The following is an 18,468-nucleotide window of genomic DNA, read 5'->3' as shown; positions in this document are numbered from 1 at the left end:
TGTGAGCGCGACCCCCCAAGGCACACTTCTGTTGGTCGATGGCCTGTCGATGGCCTTCCGAGCCTTCTTCGGCCTTCCCGTGGAGAACTTCTCCACCGAGACCGGCACCCCCACGAACGCGGTGTACGGCTTCACGACGATGCTCGCCACCCTGATGAGGGACCGGGAGCCCACCCATGTCGCCGTGGCGTTCGACCTTCCCGGAGGGACCTTCCGCACGGAACGCCTGCCGTCGTACAAGGGCACGCGCGATGCGACCCCTCCAGAGTTCGAGCCGCAGGTCCCGCTCATCCGCGAGATGCTCGACGCCATGGGCGTCGCCGCGGTCGACAAGCCGCGCTACGAGGCCGACGACCTGCTCGCGACGTACTCTCGGCTGGGCCGTGAGGCGGGCCTGCGCGTGCTCGTGGTCTCCGGGGACCGCGACACGATCCAGCTGGTCAACGAGGACGTGACGCTCCTGTACCCGCGCAAGGGCGTGTCGGACCTCGTGGAGTTCACCCCTGACGCTGTCCGCGAGAAGTACGGCGTGGACCCCGGCCGCTATCCCGACCTCGCCGCCCTCGTCGGGGAGACGTCGGACAACCTGCCTGGCGTTCCTGGCGTCGGGCCCAAGACGGCTGCGAAGTGGATCGCCGCGTACGGCGGACTGGAGGGGATCCTCGCCCAGGCCGACGACGTGCCCGGCAAGGCCGGTCAGAGCCTGCGACAGCACCTGGACGCGGTGCGGCTCAACAGGGAGCTGAACCATCTGCTGACGGACCTCGAGGTGCCGCTCGCGCTCGACCAGCTGGAGTACACGGGCGCGGATGCTCCGGCGATCCACGCGGTCTGCGATGCGCTGCAGTTCCGCACGCTGAGGGACCGGCTCCTTCCGTTCGTCGCCGGCAGCGACCAGGCGGAGGCGCCTGCGACCCCCAACGAGCTTCAGGTGGTCGTCGACGGCGCGCTCGACGCGATCGTCGCGCTCGCGGGTCCGGTGGCGCTGCACGTCGAGGGACGCATCGGTGCGGACGCGGATGCCTGGGCTGTCGGCGTCGCCCAGGGCGGGGCCGCGTGGGGCCTCGACCTCGCGGATCTGTCCTCTGACGACGAGCGCAGGCTGTGGGACTGGCTCGCCGACGCGAACATCCTCAAGACGGTGCACGGCGCCAAGGACGCGTGGCACGCTCTCGCCGCGAGGGGAGCCGTCCTCGCCGGGGTGAGCGGCGACACCCAGATCGCCGCGTTCCTTGTGAATCCTGATCAGCGAGGGTTCGACCTCGACTCCGTCGTCCAGCGCTATCTGAGCGTGGTGGCGATGTCACCGTCGGGCGGCGGCGAGCTCGATCTCGGTCTCGGCAGCTCGGCAGCGACGGGTGCGGGGGAGCGCGCAGCGCACGTCGAGGCTCTCGCCGCCGCGCTCGAGGCGGAGGTCGACCAACGTGGGATGGCGGATCTGTACCGCGACATCGAGATCCCGCTGATCGACGTCCTCGCGCGCATGGAACATGCAGGGATCGCGGTCGACGCCGGCCATCTCGAGTCGCTCTCCGACGAGGCCCTCGGTCGCGCCGCGCTCGCCGCGCAGGACGCGTACGACGCGATCGACGGCGACCAGGTGAACCTCGGCAGCCCGAAGCAGCTGCAGGAGGTGCTGTTCGAGCGTCTGGGGATGCCGAAGACCCGCAAGATCAAGACGGGCTACTCCACCGACGCGGGCTCGCTCCAGGAGCTGTACGCCAAACGTCCGCATCCGTTCCTCGAGGCGTTGCTCGCGCATCGGGACGCCACCAAGCTGGCTCAGATCATCAAGGGTCTCGCTGCCGAGGTCCGTGCCGACGGGAGGATCCATACGACCTTCTCGCAGACGGTCGCCGCGACCGGCAGGCTCAGCTCTCGTGACCCGAACCTCCAGAACATCCCGATCCGCACCGACGAGGGCCACCGGATCCGCGAGGCGTTCGTGGTCGGCGACGGGTACGACACCCTCGTGACCGCCGACTACAGCCAGATCGAGATGCGGATCATGGCCCACCTCTCGGGAGACGAGGCTCTCATCGAGGCATTCCGGGCAGGCGAGGACCTGCACCGGTTCGTGGGCGCTCGCGTGTACGGCGTCGAGCCAGTCGACGTCACGCCTGAGATGCGATCCCACGTGAAGGCCATGTCCTACGGCCTTGCGTACGGGCTGTCGAGCTTCGGCCTGTCGAAGCAGCTGGGGCTGGACGTGAGCCAGGCGCAGGCGCTCATGGACGACTACTTCGCGAGGTTCGGCGGGGTGCGTGACTACCTGAGGGGGGTGGTCGCGCAGGCGCGTGAGGACGGCTACACGGAGACGATCTTCGGCCGTCGACGCTATATCCCGGATCTCACCTCGACGAATCGCCAGCGGCGTGAGATCGCGGAGCGGGCGGCGCTCAACGCGCCGATCCAGGGCTCCGCTGCTGACCTGATCAAGCGTGCGATGCTGGGCGTCGAACGACGACTTCGGGACGAACGTCTGTCCTCCAGGCAGGTCCTCCAGGTGCATGATGAGCTGGTGGTCGAGACCGCGCCGGACGAACGGGCAGCGGTCGAGGCCATTCTCAGGGAGGAGATGGGAGGTGCGGCTGACCTCGCCGTGCCTCTCGACGTGAACGTTGGAGCGGGCGCCAGCTGGCGCGCCGCAGGACACTAGGGATGGTGGCATGCGCATCGGAATCCTCACGGGCGGCGGAGACTGCCCGGGCCTGAACGCGGCGATCCGCGCGGTCGTGAAGCGCGGCACCGCGCAGCACGGCTGCTCGATCGTCGGCTTCCAGAACGGGTGGCAGGGCGTGATCGACGGGGATGCGAAGCCGCTCACCCGCGATGACGTGTCGGGCATCCTCGTCGAGGGAGGCACGATGCTGGGCACCGCCAGGTGCCACCCGCACAAGGTCCCCGGCGGTCTCGAAGCGGTGCGGGACACCGTGCACAACGAGAAGCTCGACGGGCTGATCTGCATCGGCGGCGACGGCACGCTCAAGGCGGCAGGCAAGGTGTCCGACGCCGTCGGTGTTCCCGTGATCGGCATCCCGAAGACGATCGACAACGACGTGGTCGGCACTGACAGCGCGATCGGGTTCGACACCGCCGTGACGGTGGCTACTGAGGCGATCGACAGGCTCCACTCGACCGCCGAGTCCCACAACCGGGTCATGGTCGTGGAGCTCATGGGCAGGCACAGCGGCTGGATCGCCGTCACCGCGGGAATCGCCGGTGGCGCGGACATCATCCTCGCCCCCGAGGAGCCCTTCGACATCGATCAGATCGCGAAGCGCATCAAGCATCGCCATCGCTACAAGAACTTCTCGATCGTGGCGGTCGCGGAAGGCGCCATCCCTGCCGAGGGCACCTCGTGGGACGGCAACGCGACGATCGACGACAAGGGCAACCCGATCGCAGGCTCGATCGGTCATGAGGTCACGAAGGCGCTCGAGGCGCGCACGGGGTTCCCCGCACGGCTCACGGTGCTCGGATACGTCCAGCGAGGCGGCATCCCGACCGCGGCGGACCGCCTGCTCGGCACACGCTTCGGCGTGGCCGCGATCGACGCGATCGTCGCGGGGGAGAGCCACAAGTTCACCGCCATCAACGGCGAGGAGGTCGTCCTGAAGGACTTCTCAGTGATGTCCGGCAAGACGAAGTGGGTCCCTGAGGGTCTCCTCGAGGCCGCTCGCGAGCTCTGATCGCTACGCAGGGCGATGCCAACCGTTACGCGACGGTGACCTTCGCCTCTTTGTACTGCGACGCGTAGAGGCGTTACCATTGTCGATGGCCTTCGTCGCGCCTTCGTGAGCGCGCAGTCGGCCTGTCCATATTCATTCGATTTCCATGTCCACCGGAGCAACTCCTTAATGTCCGTTTCCTCCCCCGAGTCCACCCCGATCGCCGTCAACGACATCGGCACTGCTGAGGACTTCCTCGCTGCCATCGACGCGACCATCAAGAACTTCGACGACGGCGACCTCGTCGAGGGCACCATCGTCAAGGTCGACCGTGACGAGGTCCTCCTCGACATCGGTTACAAGACCGAAGGCGTGATCCCCGCCCGCGAGCTCTCCATCCGCCACGACGCCGACCCCGATGACGTCGTCAACGTCGGCGACACCATCGAGGCGCTCGTCCTGACCAAGGAGGACAAGGAAGGCCGTCTGATCCTGTCCAAGAAGCGCGCGCAGTACGAGCGCGCCTGGGGCTCGATCGAGAAGATCAAGGAGGAGGACGGCGTCGTCACCGGTACCGTCATCGAGGTCGTCAAGGGCGGCCTGATCGTCGACATCGGCCTCCGCGGCTTCCTTCCGGCCTCGCTCGTCGAGATGCGTCGCGTCCGCGACCTCGGCCCGTACATCGGCCAGCAGATCGAGGCGAAGATCATCGAGCTCGACAAGAACCGCAACAACGTGGTCCTGTCGCGCCGTGCCTTCCTCGAGCAGACGCAGTCCGAGGTGCGCTCGTCGTTCCTCACCGCGCTGAAGCCGGGCCAGGTCCGCAAGGGTGTCGTGTCGTCGATCGTCAACTTCGGTGCGTTCGTCGACCTCGGCGGCGTGGACGGCCTGGTCCACGTCTCCGAGCTGTCGTGGAAGCACATCGACCACCCGAACGAGGTCGTGTCGGTGGGCCAGGAGGTCGAGGTCGAGGTTCTCGACATCGACATGGACCGCGAGCGCGTCTCGCTGTCGCTCAAGGCGACCCAGGAGGACCCGTGGGCCGTCTACGCCCGCACCCACGCGATCGGTCAGATCGTCCCGGGCAAGGTCACCAAGCTCGTCCCGTTCGGCGCGTTCGTGCGCGTCTACGAGGGCATCGAGGGCCTGGTGCACATCTCCGAGCTCGCCGTCCGTCACGTCGAGCTGCCCGAGCAGGTCGTTCAGGCTGACGAGGAGGTCTTCGTCAAGATCATCGACATCGACCTCGAGCGCCGCCGCATCTCGCTGTCCATCAAGCAGGCGAACGAGGGCGTCGACCCCGAGGGCGAGGACTTCGACCCCGCGCTCTACGGCATGACGGCCGAGTACGACGAGGCCGGCAACTACAAGTACCCCGAGGGCTTCGACCCGGAGACCCAGGAGTGGCGCGAGGGCTACGAGGAGCAGCGCGAGGCGTGGGAGGCGGAGTACGCCGAGGCCCACGAGCGCTGGGAGGCCCACAAGGCGTTCGTCGCCAAGCAGGAGGAGCAGGCCGCCTCCGCCGAGGCCGAGGCCCCGGCTTCCGCTGCCGCGCCGCGCAAGCGTGCCGCTGCCAAGGGTGCCCCGACCTCCTACAGCTCGCAGGACGAGGACCTGTCCGACGCCGGAACCCTGGCGTCCGACGAGCGCCTCGCCGCTCTGCGCGAGAAGCTGACGGGCAACTAACCGCTCGGTCACCGAGGGCCGCGATCCGTGAGGGTCGCGGCCCTCGGTGTATCCGGGGTGACGAGCCCGTGTGTCGTGTCCCACTTCAGGTTGCGGGTCGGGTCTCGGCGGTGATTGACTCCCGGCGTGCTTCGTATCGGATTGACGGGCGGGATCGCCGCGGGGAAGTCGACGGCCGCCGCCCGGTTCGCCGAGCTCGGCGCGCGTGTCGTCGACCACGACCGGCTTGCGCGTCGCGCGGTGGAGCCGGGATCGGCCGCGCTGGTCGACATCGTCAGGGAGTTCGGCGACCGTGTGATCGTGGATGGGCAGCTCGATCGGAAGGCGCTCGCCGACATCGTCTTCCACGACGACGCTGCCAGGGAGCGGCTGAACGGCATCGTCCATCCGACCGTGTTCGCGATGGGTCAGGCTGAGGACCGGATGGCGCGACGTGACGGCGTCCACGTGGTGGTCCACGACATCCCGCTCCTGTACGAGGCTGGTGGCAGCGGCGGATTCGGCCTGGTGGTCAGCGTGCAGGCCGATCGTGGAGTGCGCCTCAAGCGCCTCATGGACGGCCGCGGGATGACCCACGACGAGGCCGTGGCCCGCATCGATGCGCAGGCGTCCGACACCGAGCGTGCCTCGATCGCGGATGTGGTGCTCGACGGGTCAGGGACGCCCGAGCACCTGATCGCGCAGGTCGACGCGCTGTGGCGGGACCGGGTGCCGCATTCGGGCTGAGGTCGTGTCAGCCCGTCGGCGTACCGTAGGGGCATGAGTCCCGACCTTCGCAGAGCTGACCATCCCTTCAAGGTCATCTCGGAGTATCAGCCGTCCGGTGACCAGCCCAAGGCCATCGATGAGCTCGCGCGACGCATCGAGGCGGGCGAGCAGGACGTGGTCCTGCTCGGTGCCACAGGCACCGGCAAGTCGGCCACCACCGCTTGGCTCGTCGAACGGCTCCAGAGGCCCACGCTGGTGATGGCGCACAACAAGACCCTCGCGGCCCAGCTGGCGAACGAGTTCCGCGACCTGCTTCCGCAGAACGCGGTCGAGTACTTCGTGAGTTACTACGACTACTACCAGCCCGAGGCGTACGTCCCGCAGACCGACACCTTCATCGAGAAGGACTCCTCGATCAACGAGGAGGTCGAGCGGTTGAGATACTCCGCGACCAATTCGCTGCTCACCAGGCGTGACGTCGTCGTGGTCTCGTCGGTGTCATGCATCTACGGCCTCGGCACGCCCGAGGAGTACATCCAAGGGATGGTGACGCTCGCAGTCGGCGACGTGGTCGACCGCGACTCGCTCCTGCGCGAGTTCGTGCAGATGCAGTACTCGCGCAACGATCTCGCGTTCACGCGCGGCACGTTCCGTGTGCGCGGGGACACGGTGGAGATCATCCCCGTCTACGAGGAGCTCGCCATCCGTATCGAGATGTTCGGGGACGAGGTCGAGGCGCTCTACACGCTGCATCCCCTCACCGGGGAGGTGGTCGAGCGCCGTGAGCAGGTCCACCTCTTCCCTGCCTCCCACTACGTGGCGAGCGAGGAGCGGATGCGGACCGCGATCAGCACCATCGAGATCGAGCTGGACGAGCGCCTGCAGGAGCTCGAGCGTCAGAACAAGCTGCTCGAGGCCCAGCGTCTCAAGATGAGGACCACCTTCGATCTCGAGATGATGCGGTCGGTCGGCACCTGCTCGGGAATCGAGAACTATTCGCGTCATATCGAGCAGAGGGAGGCCGGTACGCCGCCCCACACTCTGCTCGACTACTTCCCCGACGACTTCCTGCTCGTGATCGACGAGTCGCATGTGACGGTGCCGCAGATCGGAGCCATGTACGAGGGCGACGCGTCGAGGAAGCGGACACTGGTCGATCACGGCTTCCGCCTGCCGTCGGCGCTGGACAACCGGCCGCTGAAGTGGAACGAGTTCCAGGAGCGCGTAGGTCAGACCGTATATCTGTCTGCGACCCCTGGACGGTACGAGCTGGAGCGTGCGGACGGTGCTGTCGAGCAGATCATCCGTCCCACCGGGCTCGTGGACCCGAAGATTGTCGTGAAGCCCACCGAGGGGCAGATCGACGACCTGCTGGAGGAGATCCGTGCACGGGTCGAGCGCGACGAGCGTGTGCTCGTGACGACGCTCACGAAGAAGATGGCGGAGGATCTGACCGAGTACCTCTCGGATCGTGAGGTGCGGGTCGAGTACCTTCACTCGGACGTGGACACGCTGCGCCGAGTCGAGCTGCTGCGCGAGCTGCGACGTGGACGGTTCGACGTGCTCGTGGGCATCAACCTGCTGCGCGAGGGCCTCGACCTGCCCGAGGTGTCGCTCGTGTCCATCCTCGACGCTGACAAGGAAGGCTTCCTGAGGTCCGGCACGTCGCTCATCCAGACGATCGGTCGAGCGGCGCGCAACGTGTCGGGCGAGGTCCACATGTATGCGGACACGATCACCGACTCGATGGCGACCGCGATCGATGAGACGAACCGTCGCCGGGAGATCCAGGTCGCCTACAACACGGAAAAGGGGATCGATCCGACCCCGCTTCGCAAGCGGATCGGCGATATCACGGAGATGCTCGCCCGCGAGGAGGCGGACACCGCGCAGACCCTCCAGGAAGCACGGGCGAAGGCGCCCACCCCCGCGACGGTCGACCCTCGGCATCGCGAGCGCCCGGCAGAGGATCTCGCGCAGCTCATCGAGGACCTGTCGGAGCAGATGCGCGCGGCCGCATCCGAGCTCCAGTTCGAGCTCGCCGCCAGGCTGCGTGACGAGATCGGCGAGCTGAAGAAAGAGCTCAGAGGCATGCTCGCCGCAGGATGAGCAACGCCCGCCCCTAGGATGATCGGGTGGAGTCGCCCCTCGTCTGGACCATCACGCTCGCCGGCATCGTCGGCATGTTCGTCTTCGACCTCATGGTGGTGGTCGGTCGCCCGCACGTGCCCACCTTCAAGGAGTCAGTGCGGTGGTCGCTGTTCTACATCGCATTGGCCCTGATCTTCGGCGCGAGCTTCTGGTGGTGGTCGACTCCCGACAAGGGCGCGCAGTTCCTCGCGGGCTACGTGACCGAGGAGTCGCTGTCCGTCGACAACCTCTTCGTGTTCCTCGTGATCCTGACGCGGTTCGCAGTGCCTCCACGACTGCGTGAGCGGGTGCTCCTCATCGGGATCGCACTCGCGCTCGTCTTCCGCGGAGCGTTCATCGCCGCCGGCGCGGCCGCGCTGGCCGCCTTCCACTGGGTCTTCTTCCTGTTCGGCGCATTCCTCATCTACACCGCGGTCGTGATCGGCAGGGGCGGCGGTGCGGAGGAGGGTGAGGTCGAGTACAAGGAGAACGCGTTCATCCGGCTGGTGCGGCGCGCCATGCCTGTGACCGATGGGTACCGGGGCACGAAGGTGCTCGTGCGCGAGCACGGCGTCCGCATGATGACACCGCTCCTGCTCGTCATCATCGCGCTCGGTTCCACCGACGTGATGTTCGCCCTCGACTCCATCCCGGCGATCTTCGGCCTCACCCAGGACCCGTACATCGTCTTCACCGCGAACGCCTTCGCGCTGCTGGGGCTGAGGCAGCTCTTCTTCGTCGTCGAGGGGCTGCTCACAAGGCTGATCTACCTGTCGTACGGGTTGGCAGTGGTGCTCGGGTTCATCGGCGTCAAGATGATCCTCGAGGCCTTGCATGGCAACTCGCTGCCGTTCATCAACGGTGGCATGCCCATGGAGGAGGTCCCGGTGCCGTCGACCTGGCTGTCGCTCGGCGTGATCGTCATCGTGCTCGGCGTGGCCGCCGCAGCATCGATGATCATGTCCAAGCGCACAGGCGCACACCTGCATGACCCGCTTGCAGACCCGTCGGTCGAGGTGCGTGACGGCAGCGACGAGGACGCAGGCACGAAGGAGTGACGGTCGGGACCGTCAGCCCCTGACCGCTCCCGCCCACGGGCGCACCGAGCAGCTGGCGACAAGTCCGTGCACCTGGTACGGGTCCTCAGCGAGCAAGGCGTCTACCGCGTCACGCGAGTCAGCCTCCGCAAGGAGGATCGCCCCCGGCTCGAGCTCGTCGTCGAAGCGGCCGAACGCGAGCATGGAGCCCGCGTCCATCAACGCGGCCAGATACGCGCGATGGCTGGGCCGCACCGCGGCCATCTGCTCAGCCTGGCTGCTGTCGTACCCGTACTGGATCGCCCACATCGTCATGCCCGCCATTGTGCCGTGAAGGTCGGTCGAGCAGGTGCCGACGCTCCCGGCGGCGCGACACTCCGGCGCATCGAACAAGTGTTCGATGCCGGGGCGCGTAGCATTGCCGTGTGAATGACCGGATCCTGGTGCGCGGAGCGCGCGAGCACAACCTCAAAGGCGTCGATCTGGACCTTCCCCGGGACGCGCTGATCGTCTTCTCAGGGCTGTCGGGATCGGGCAAGTCGTCCCTGGCCTTCGACACGATCTTCGCGGAGGGGCAGCGGCGGTACGTGGAGTCGCTCAGCGCGTATGCGCGTCAGTTCCTCGGGCAGATGGACAAGCCCGACGTCGACTTCATCGAGGGACTCTCGCCGGCGGTGTCGATCGATCAGAAGTCGACGAACCGCAACCCGCGTTCGACAGTGGGGACCATCACCGAGGTGTACGACTACCTGCGTCTGCTCTACGCGCGCGTCGGTACTCCTCATTGCCCGATCTGCGGTGAGGAGATCAGGTCTCAGACGCCGCAGCAGATCGTGGACTCCGTGCTCGCGCTGCCGGAAGGCACCCGCTATCAGGTGCTCGCGCCCGTCGTGCGCGGACGCAAGGGCGAGTATCAGGATCTCTTCGAGGAGCTGCAGCAGCAGGGCTTCGCGCGTGCGCGAGTCGACGGCGAGACGGTGCAGCTGACCGAGCCGCCCCAGCTTGAGAAGAAGCTCAAGCACGACATCGAGGTGGTCGTGGACCGCCTCGTGGCACGGGACGGCGTACGGCAGCGGCTCGCGGACTCCGTCGAGACGGCGTTGCGGATCGCCGATGGGCTCGTCGTCATCGACCCTGTGGATGGTGAGCTGCCGGCTCGGCGGTACAGCGAGAAGCGCGCGTGCCCGAACGACCACGTGCTCGCCCTCGAGGAGATGGAGCCTCGCACCTTCTCGTTCAACGCGCCCTACGGCGCCTGCCCGGAGTGCACGGGCATCGGAGTCCGCCTCGAGGTCGATCCCGAACTCGTGGTTCCCGACCCGACGGCGAGCCTCAACGAGGGTGCGGTGGCACCGTGGGCGCAGACGTCCTCCGAGTACTTCGGCCGCACCGTTGCAGCGCTCGCAGATGAGCTGGGATTCTCGCTCGACCAGCCGTGGCAGGAGCTGCCGAAGGACGCGCGCGACGCGATCCTGAAGGGCAAGGACTACCAGGTCCACGTCCGATTCAAGAACCGGTTCGGTCGTGAACGCCAGTACACCACCGGCTTCGAGGGCGTGATCACGTGGCTCGAGCGCCTGCATGAGCAGACGGAGTCGGAGTTCTCGCGCGAGAAGTACGAGGCGTACATGCGCGAGGTGCCCTGCCCGGTCTGCAGGGGTGCGCGCCTCAAGCCCGAGGTCCTCGCGGTCACGATCGGCGGGATGTCGATCGCCGAGGTGTGCGACATGTCGATCGCGGACGCGAAGCAGTTCATCACGACCGCGGAGCTCGACGACCGCGGCCGAGCGATCGCGGTCCAGGTGCTGAAGGAGATCGATGCGCGCCTCGGGTTCCTGCTCGACGTGGGGCTCGACTACCTGACGATGTCCCGCGCCGCGGGCACGTTGTCGGGAGGCGAGGCTCAGCGCATCAGGCTCGCCACGCAGATCGGATCGGGCCTCGTCGGCGTCCTCTACGTGCTCGATGAGCCGAGCATCGGACTGCACCAGCGCGACAACCGCCGGCTGATCGACACTCTCACGCGCCTGCGCGACCTGGGCAACACGCTCATCGTCGTGGAGCACGACGAGGACACGATTCGCACCGCGGACTGGGTGGTCGACGTGGGCCCGGGTGCGGGCGAGCACGGGGGAGAGGTCGTGTACTCCGGTACATACGAGGGACTTCTCACGAACGAACGGTCGATCACGGGCGCTTACGTGTCCGGCAGGCGCTCGATCGAGGCGCCGTCCGAGCGGCGGAGCCTGAGGGAAGGTCGTGCGGTGACGGTCGTCGGCGCGCGCGAGAACAACCTGCGCGGCATCGATGTCTCCTTCCCCCTCGGAGTGCTGACCGCCGTCACGGGCGTATCGGGCTCGGGCAAATCGACGCTCGTGAACTCGATCCTGTACACGAGCCTCGCCAACACGTTGAATCACGCGCGTCAGGTGGCCGGCAGGCATACGCGCATCACGGGAACCGAGCACCTGGACAAGATCGTGCACGTGGACCAGGGGCCCATCGGGCGTACCCCACGGTCGAACCCGGCGACGTACACGGGTGTGTGGGACAAGGTGCGCAAGCTCTTCGCCGACACGACGGAGGCCAAGGTCCGCGGCTACGGCCCGGGCCGATTCTCCTTCAACGTCAAGGGCGGCCGATGCGAGTCCTGCGCGGGCGACGGCACTCTGAAGATCGAGATGAACTTCCTGCCGGACGTGTACGTGCCGTGCGAGGTGTGCAAAGGCGCGCGCTACAACCGCGAGACGCTCGAGGTGCACTTCAAGGGCAGGACCGTGGCGGATGTGCTCGACATGCCGATCGAGGAGGCCGCGGACTTCTTCGAGGCGATCCCCGCCATCTCGCGCCACCTGCGGACCCTGGTGGACGTCGGGCTCGGCTACGTGAGGCTCGGCCAGCCCGCGCCCACGCTCTCAGGCGGCGAGGCGCAGCGGGTGAAGCTCGCCTCTGAGCTGCAACGACGCTCGACCGGTCGCACCGTCTACGTGCTCGACGAGCCGACGACGGGACTTCACTTCGAGGACGTGCGCAAGCTCCTCGCGGTCCTGCAGGGGCTGGTGGACAAGGGCAACACCGTCGTCGTCATCGAGCACAACCTGGATGTGATCAAGTCGGCGGACTGGGTGATCGACATGGGACCGGAAGGCGGCTCCGGTGGCGGCATGGTCGTCGCCGAGGGCACGCCCGAGCAGGTCGCGGGCATCGAGTCGAGCCACACGGGCAGGTTCCTCGCGGAGATCCTCGGCTCGGGCGTCCCCGCGTAGGCTGGCGCCGTGACGAACCCCGCGGAGTACCGGCCCGCGACCGGGACGATCCCGGCGCGGCCTGGTGTCTACCGCTTCCGCGACCCGCATGGTCGCGTCGTCTACGTGGGCAAGGCGAAGAGCCTCCGTGCCCGGCTTCAGAACTACTTCCAGCCGCTCGAACGGCTTCACCCGCGCACCAGGGCGATGGTGACGACCGCGGCATCCGTCGAGTGGACGGTCGTGCGCAACGAGGTCGAGGCGCTGATCCTCGAGCACACCTGGATCAAGGAGTACGACCCACGCTTCAACGTGGTGTTCCGTGACGACAAGTCGTATCCATTCCTCGCGGTCACCATGAACGAGCAGTTCCCGCGCATGCAGGTCATGCGAGGTGAGCGCCGCAAGGGCGTGCGCTACTTCGGGCCTTACGCCAAGGCCTGGGCGATCCGCGAGACCGTCGACACGCTGCTGAACGTGCTCCCCATGCGCACGTGCTCCTCCGCGGTGTTCCGCAAGGCGGAGAGGCAGGGCCGTCCATGCCTGCTCGGCTACATCGACAAGTGCGCGGCGCCCTGTGTCGGGCGGGTGAGCGCAGACGAGCACCGGGAGATCGCGGAACGGGTCTGCCAGGTGCTCGGCGGTGATGCGAAGCCCCTCATCCGCGACCTCACGCGCCAGATGGAGGACGCTGCCGCTCGGGAGGAGTTCGAGGTGGCCGCCCGTGCCCGCGACCGTCTGCAGGCGTTGCAGAGCGTCCTGGAACGCAACGCGATCGTCCTGTCGCCTGGAACCGACGCGGACATCTTCAGCCTCATCGACGAGGACCTGGAGGCGTCGGCGCACGTATTCCACGTGCGCGACGGGCGTATCGCAGGCGAGCGCGGCTGGGTCGTCGACAAGCCGGAGCCGCTCACCCCGGCGCAGCTGGTGACGCAGCTGGTGCAGGAGGCATACGGCGGCGTGGAGCCCGCCGACATCCCGCCAGAGGTCCTCGTCCCGGCGCTTCCCGAGGACGCCTCGCCGCTGTCGGAGTGGCTCGCCGGGGTGCGTGGCGCGAAGGTGTCCCTGCGCACGCCGGCCCGTGGCAAGAAGGCGGAGCTGGCGGCCACGGGGCGCCAGAACGCCCAGCAGGTGCTCGATCAGCATCGACTCAAGCGGGCCTCGGACCTGACCAGCCGATCCGCCGCGCTGCAGGAGCTGCAGGAGGCGCTCGGCATGGCGGAGGCGCCCCTGAGGATCGAGTGCTATGACATCTCGCACACGCAGGGGACCAACATGGCGGGGTCCATGGTGGTCTTCGAGGACGCCTTGCCGCGCAAGGCGGAGTATCGGCAGTTCATCGTGCGGGACGCGGCCGATGACACCGCAGCGATGGATGAGGTCCTGTCGCGGAGGTTCGCCCGTCTCCTGGAGGAGCGTCAGCTGCCACCGGACGAGCGCGAGTCGTCCCGCTTCGCGTACCCGCCGCAGCTCGTCGTGGTCGACGGCGGGCTGCCGCAGGTGGAGGCCGCAAGACGCGTGCTCGCCCGTCTGGGCATCGACGACGTAGCGCTCGTGGGGCTTGCGAAGCGCCTCGAGGAGGTGTGGGTGCCGGGGGAGGAGTTCCCGGTGATCCTGCCGCGTGGCTCAGAGCCGCTGTACCTCCTGCAGCGCGTGAGGGACGAGGCGCACCGCTTCGCGATCACCGCGCATCGCCGCAAGCGGGGGAAGGCGATGACTGCGTCCGCGCTCGACGAGATCCCTGGCGTGGGACCGGCGCGGGCGAGGTCGCTGGTCACGCACTTCGGTTCGCTCGCCCGGCTGCGTCAGGCGAGCGTCGAGCAGATCGCGATGGTGCCGGGCGTGGGCGACCAGCTCGCGTCGGCGATTCACGCCGCCCTGCACGGCACCGATGGCATGCTGGAGGCATGACGGACGACCCGGCGCCCGAGACGTATCCTTCGGGGCTTCCGCGCCCGGATCTGTCCGGAATGCAGCGGGACAGCAGGGTGCTGATCGTCACCGGGATGTCCGGTGCCGGGCGCACGCGGGCCGCCGCGGTGCTGAGCGATCTCGGCTGGTATGTGGTCGACAACCTTCCGCCGCAGATGCTCGGCTCGCTCGTGGCGATGGTCGCGACCGATCCGACGCGCAGGCTCGCCACGGTGGTCGACGTGCGCGGCGGCGGCTACTTCTCGGATCTCGAGGCGGTCATCGACGACCTCGAGGCGAGGGGCGTCGATGTGAGGCTCCTGTTCCTCGACGCGTCCGACGAGACGTTGGTGCGGCGGTTCGAGGAGGCGCGGCGACCCCACCCGCTGCAGCGGGATGCCACCATCCTCGAGGGCATCGCGAGGGAGCGCGAAGCGGTCGCCGCAGCGCGCGGCCGCGCGGATCTCGTGATCGACACCTCGCGGCTCAACGTCCATCAGCTGCGTGACGTGGTGACCGAGGAGTTCGCCGACGAGGCACCACGGCTGCATGTGAACGTGCTGTCGTTCGGATTCAAGAACGGCGCGCCTGTCGACGCCGACTACGTGGCGGATGTGCGCTTCCTCCGCAACCCGCACTGGGTCCCCGAGTTGCGTCCGCTCACCGGCCTGGATCCTGCCGTGCGGGAGCACGTGCTCGAGTCCGACGGTGCGCAGGAGTTCCTTGCCGGGTATGCGCGCGTGCTCGACATCGCGCTCGCAGGCTATCGCGCGCACGACAAGCACTCTGTGACGATCGCGGTGGGGTGCACGGGAGGCCGCCACCGGTCGGTCGCCATGGCCGAGGAGCTCTCTGCGCAGCTCAAGGCTCGCGGATATGACGTGAGGACGACTCACCGTGACAAGGATCGCTGACGTGTCGGCGCGGAGCTTCGTCGCGCTCGGCGGCGGCCATGGGCTGTACACGTCCTTGACGGCGCTGCGCCAGGTGGCCGACTCGCTGACGGCCGTGGTCACGGTGGGCGACGACGGCGGATCGTCCGGCAGGCTGCGGTCGGAGATGGATGTGGTGCCACCCGGCGACCTGCGGATGGCGCTCAGCGCGCTGTGCGAGGACACGCCGTGGGGGCGCACCTGGAGAGACGTCCTGCAGACTCGATTGGAGACGACCGGTCCCCTGCAGGGACACGCGGTCGGCAACCTTCTCATCGCGGGCCTCTGGCAGCACACGGGCGACATCGTGGAGGGGCTCGACTGGGTCGCACGGCTGCTGCACGCTCGTGGGCGCGTGCTGCCTCTGGCGCTGGAGCCGCTGGAGATCGTCGCGGAGATGCGCCTGCAGGACGAGGATCGGACCGTGCGGGGCCAGGTCGCGGTCGCCACCGCCGAGGGGCGGGTCGTGTCGCTGCGTCTGGAACCTGCGCAGCCGCGTGTGCCGGCGGCGACGCTCGAGGCGATCACGGAGGCGGATCACGTCGTTCTGGGACCGGGAAGCTGGTACACGTCCGTGCTTCCGCACTTCCTGGTGGCGCCTGTCGCAGAAGCGCTCGTGGCCGCCGCGGCCCGCACCATCGTCACCCTGAACATCGCGCATGAGGACGTGGAGACTGTGGGGATGGACCGGATCGACGACGTGCGCGCGCTGCGGCGCGCGGCGCCCGGCTTCGTGCCCGGGGCAGTGGTCCTGGACGAGTCGCATGCCTCGGACCCGGGCCTCGTCGAGGAGCTCGAGCGCTGGGGCACCACGGTGGTGGTCGAGCAGATGTGCCTGCGCGGAGCGATCGACCGCCACGATCCAGACCGTCTGGCAGCGGCGATCGAGCTCGCCGCGCGAAAGGTGACCCCCGGGGCACTCCGGTCTCCGTGACCCATGGCACGATTGTCCCCATGGCTCTGACGGCGAAGGTGAAGGACGAACTCGCGCGCGTGCAGGTCGACAAGGTGTCGGCTCGCAAGGCGGAGATAGCGACGATGCTGCGGTTCGCGGGGGGACTGCACATCGTGTCCGGCAGGATCGTCATCGAGGCCGAGCTCGACACAGCGATCGGTGCCCGCCGGCTGCGTACGTTCATCCAGGAGGTGCACAACCTGGGCTCCGAGATCATCGTCGTGTCCGGGGGTGCTCTGCGCAAGGGCAACCGGTACGTGGTGCGCGTGGTCAAGGACGGAGAGTCGCTGGCGCGGCAGACCGGGCTGCTGGATCACCGCGGTCGCCCCGTCCGGGGTCTGCCGCCGCACGTGGTCGGCGGATCCGTCGAGGACACGGTGGCCGCATGGCGGGGCGCGTTCATCGCCCACGGATCCCTGACCGAGCCGGGACGGTCCGCAGCGCTCGAGGTGACGGCTCCGGGCCCTGAGGCCGCCCTGGCGCTCGTGGGCGCCGCGCGGCGCCTGGGCGTGACCGCCAAGTCCCGCGAGGTGCGGGGAGTCGATCGCGTCGTCATCAGGGATGGCGAGGCGATCGCTCAGATGCTCGCTCGTCTGGGCGCGCACGACGCCATGCTCGACTGGGAGGAGAAGCGCACTCGGCGGGAGGTGCGCGGGACGGCGAACCGGCTCGCGAACTTCGACGACGCGAACCTGCGCCGCTCCGCACAGGCGGCCGTCGCGGCCTCGGCGAGGGTCGCGCGAGCGTTCGACATCCTCGGCGACGAGGTCCCCGAGCATCTGCGAGAGGCAGGGGAGCTGCGCCTGGCGCACCGCGACGCGTCGCTTGAGGAGCTGGGCCGTCTTGCGGACCCGCCGCTGACGAAGGACGCCGTTGCCGGACGCATCAGGCGCCTGCTTGCGACGGCCGACAAACGGGCCGAGGAGCTGGGCATCCCCGACACCGAGGCGGGCATCGGTCCCGACCTCATCGAGGTCGATTGAGGGCCAACATCCCTGCAAGCCGTCGGGACCTTCGTCGCGCGGAACGCGGCGTGGCTTAGTAGTAGGGTGGAGCCAGTGACCCGCCGTGGCGCGGTGTCATCTCGCACTACGACGTGCGGCAATCTGCTACCTAACGCGCCGAGGTCTTCGGCGCGAGCCGAGGAGAGAAACTGTGACCATCAAGGTCGGTATCAACGGCTTCGGCCGTATCGGACGCAACTTCTTCCGGGCCGCTCTGGCCGAGGGCGCCGATTTCGAGATCGTCGGGGTCAACGACCTCACCGACAACAAGACCCTCGCGCACCTGCTGAAGTACGACACCGTGCTCGGCAAGTTCCCCAAGGAGGTCACCTACGACGACGACGCCATCTACGTCGACGGCAAGGCGATCAAGGCTCTCGCTGAGCGCGACCCCGCCAACCTCCCCTGGGCCGAGCTGGGCGCCGACATCGTGATCGAGTCGACCGGCTTCTTCACCGACGCGACCAAGGCCAAAGCTCACATCGAGGCCGGTGCGAAGAAGGTCATCATCTCCGCGCCCGCGTCGAACGAGGACGCCACCTTCGTCGTGAACGTGAACCACACGGACTACGACCCGGCCTCGCACCACGTCATCTCGAACGCCTCGTGCACCACCAACTGCCTCGCGCCCGTCGCGAAGGCGCTGAACGACGCCGTGGGAATCGAGAAGGGCCTCATGACGACGGTCCACGCGTACACCGGTGACCAGAACCTCCAGGACGGCCCCCACAAGGACCTGCGTCGCGCCCGCGCGGCCGCGCAGAACATCGTCCCCACCTCGACCGGTGCCGCGAAGGCCGTGGCCCTCGTGCTCCCTGAGCTCAAGGGCAAGCTGGACGGCTTCGCGATGCGCGTGCCGACCATCACCGGCTCCGCCACCGACCTCACCTTCGAGGCCTCGCGTGAGGTCACCATCGAGGAGGTCAACGCCGCGGTGAAGGCTGCCGCCGAGGGCGCGATGGCCGGGACCCTCTCCTACGTCGAGGACGACATCGTCTCCTCGGACATCGTGGGTGACCCGCACCAGTCGATCTTCGACGCCAAGCTCACCAAGGTGAACGGCAACATGGTCAAGATCGTCGCCTGGTACGACAACGAGTGGGGCTACTCGACCTCGCTCGTCAAGCTGACCAGCTACGTGGGCGAGCGTCTCTAACGACTCACCGCCTGAAGTGACTGACGGCGA

The 18,468-nt window shown here is 68.0% G+C and carries 13 protein-coding genes; 12 read left to right on the top strand and 1 reads right to left on the bottom strand.

From position 1 onward, the window contains the following. Positions 1-49: 49 nt before the first annotated feature. From polA to RN607_RS07455, 6 genes are all read left to right on the top strand, one after another. Positions 50-2,659 (top strand): DNA polymerase I, encoded by a 2,610-nt coding sequence (polA, locus tag RN607_RS07480; RefSeq protein WP_376784256.1) that lies wholly within the window; start codon positions 50-52, stop codon positions 2,657-2,659. A gap of 10 nt (positions 2,660-2,669) precedes the next feature. After that, a complete protein-coding gene (locus tag RN607_RS07475; protein ID WP_313501644.1) occupies positions 2,670-3,692 on the top strand; it encodes a 6-phosphofructokinase in 1,023 nt (340 codons plus the stop codon). A 168-nt stretch (positions 3,693-3,860) separates the two neighbouring features. Further along, positions 3,861-5,357 carry a 30S ribosomal protein S1 gene (gene rpsA / locus RN607_RS07470; protein ID WP_313541536.1) on the top strand — a complete coding sequence of 499 codons (1,497 nt, stop codon included), beginning with the start codon at positions 3,861-3,863 and terminating at the stop codon, positions 5,355-5,357. A gap of 126 nt (positions 5,358-5,483) precedes the next feature. Next, entirely contained in the window at positions 5,484-6,083 is a 600-nt protein-coding gene (gene coaE, locus RN607_RS07465; protein ID WP_313541533.1) for a dephospho-CoA kinase, read from the top strand. Positions 6,084-6,116: 33 nt separating this feature from the next. Continuing rightward, positions 6,117-8,174: an excinuclease ABC subunit UvrB gene (uvrB, locus tag RN607_RS07460; RefSeq protein WP_313541531.1), complete on the top strand. Its 2,058-nt coding sequence runs from the start codon at positions 6,117-6,119 to the stop codon at positions 8,172-8,174. 26 nt (positions 8,175-8,200) lie between these two features. After that, entirely contained in the window at positions 8,201-9,253 is a 1,053-nt protein-coding gene (locus RN607_RS07455) for a TerC/Alx family metal homeostasis membrane protein (RefSeq protein WP_376784133.1), read from the top strand. 12 nt (positions 9,254-9,265) lie between these two features. Here the strand turns inward: RN607_RS07455 and RN607_RS07450 are convergent, their stop codons facing one another. Beyond that, positions 9,266-9,547, bottom strand: coding sequence for a YciI family protein (locus RN607_RS07450; RefSeq protein WP_313501636.1), 282 nt, complete (start codon positions 9,545-9,547; stop codon positions 9,266-9,268). Between the two features lie 110 nt (positions 9,548-9,657). On the opposite strand from RN607_RS07450, the gene uvrA reads away from it, so the two are divergent. From uvrA to gap, 6 genes are all read left to right on the top strand, one after another. After that, positions 9,658-12,498, top strand: coding sequence for an excinuclease ABC subunit UvrA (gene uvrA, locus RN607_RS07445; RefSeq protein WP_313541529.1), 2,841 nt, complete (start codon positions 9,658-9,660; stop codon positions 12,496-12,498). Positions 12,499-12,507: 9 nt separating this feature from the next. Continuing rightward, on the top strand, positions 12,508-14,391 hold the full coding sequence (gene uvrC / locus RN607_RS07440; RefSeq protein ID WP_313541527.1) for an excinuclease ABC subunit UvrC: 1,884 nt from the start codon (positions 12,508-12,510) through the stop codon (positions 14,389-14,391). Then, entirely contained in the window at positions 14,388-15,305 is a 918-nt protein-coding gene (rapZ, locus tag RN607_RS07435; protein ID WP_313501630.1) for an RNase adapter RapZ, read from the top strand. The genes uvrC and rapZ overlap by 4 nt, the downstream gene beginning before the upstream one ends. Further along, positions 15,289-16,257, top strand: a complete 969-nt coding sequence (locus RN607_RS07430) for a gluconeogenesis factor YvcK family protein (RefSeq protein ID WP_313541524.1) — start codon at positions 15,289-15,291, stop codon at positions 16,255-16,257. Before rapZ ends, RN607_RS07430 begins: the two co-directional genes overlap by 17 nt. 20 nt (positions 16,258-16,277) lie before the next feature. Next, positions 16,278-17,261 carry a DNA-binding protein WhiA gene (gene whiA / locus RN607_RS07425; protein ID WP_313501626.1) on the top strand — a complete coding sequence of 328 codons (984 nt, stop codon included), beginning with the start codon at positions 16,278-16,280 and terminating at the stop codon, positions 17,259-17,261. A 172-nt stretch (positions 17,262-17,433) separates the two neighbouring features. Further along, positions 17,434-18,438 (top strand): type I glyceraldehyde-3-phosphate dehydrogenase, encoded by a 1,005-nt coding sequence (gap, locus tag RN607_RS07420; RefSeq protein WP_313501624.1) that lies wholly within the window; start codon positions 17,434-17,436, stop codon positions 18,436-18,438. The last annotated feature ends 30 nt before the right edge of the window (positions 18,439-18,468 follow it).

This window comes from Demequina capsici (assembly GCF_032102965.1).
GTDB lineage: Bacteria > Actinomycetota > Actinomycetes > Actinomycetales > Demequinaceae > Demequina > Demequina capsici.
This window is presented reverse-complemented; position numbering and strand designations above follow the sequence as displayed.

Bases quoted from the DNA above. Each gene is read 5' to 3' on its own strand.
- rapZ (WP_313501630.1), top strand. From the start codon at position 14,388: ATGACGGACGACCCGGCGCCCGAGACGTATCCTTCGGGGCTTCCGCGC.
- RN607_RS07450 (WP_313501636.1), bottom strand. From the start codon at position 9,547: ATGACGATGTGGGCGATCCAGTACGGGTACGACAGCAGCCAGGCTGAG.
- rpsA (WP_313541536.1), top strand. From the start codon at position 3,861: ATGTCCGTTTCCTCCCCCGAGTCCACCCCGATCGCCGTCAACGACATC.
- RN607_RS07475 (WP_313501644.1), top strand. From the start codon at position 2,670: ATGCGCATCGGAATCCTCACGGGCGGCGGAGACTGCCCGGGCCTGAAC.
- uvrB (WP_313541531.1), top strand. From the start codon at position 6,117: ATGAGTCCCGACCTTCGCAGAGCTGACCATCCCTTCAAGGTCATCTCG.
- whiA (WP_313501626.1), top strand. From the start codon at position 16,278: ATGGCTCTGACGGCGAAGGTGAAGGACGAACTCGCGCGCGTGCAGGTC.
- polA (WP_376784256.1), top strand. From the start codon at position 50: ATGGCCTTCCGAGCCTTCTTCGGCCTTCCCGTGGAGAACTTCTCCACC.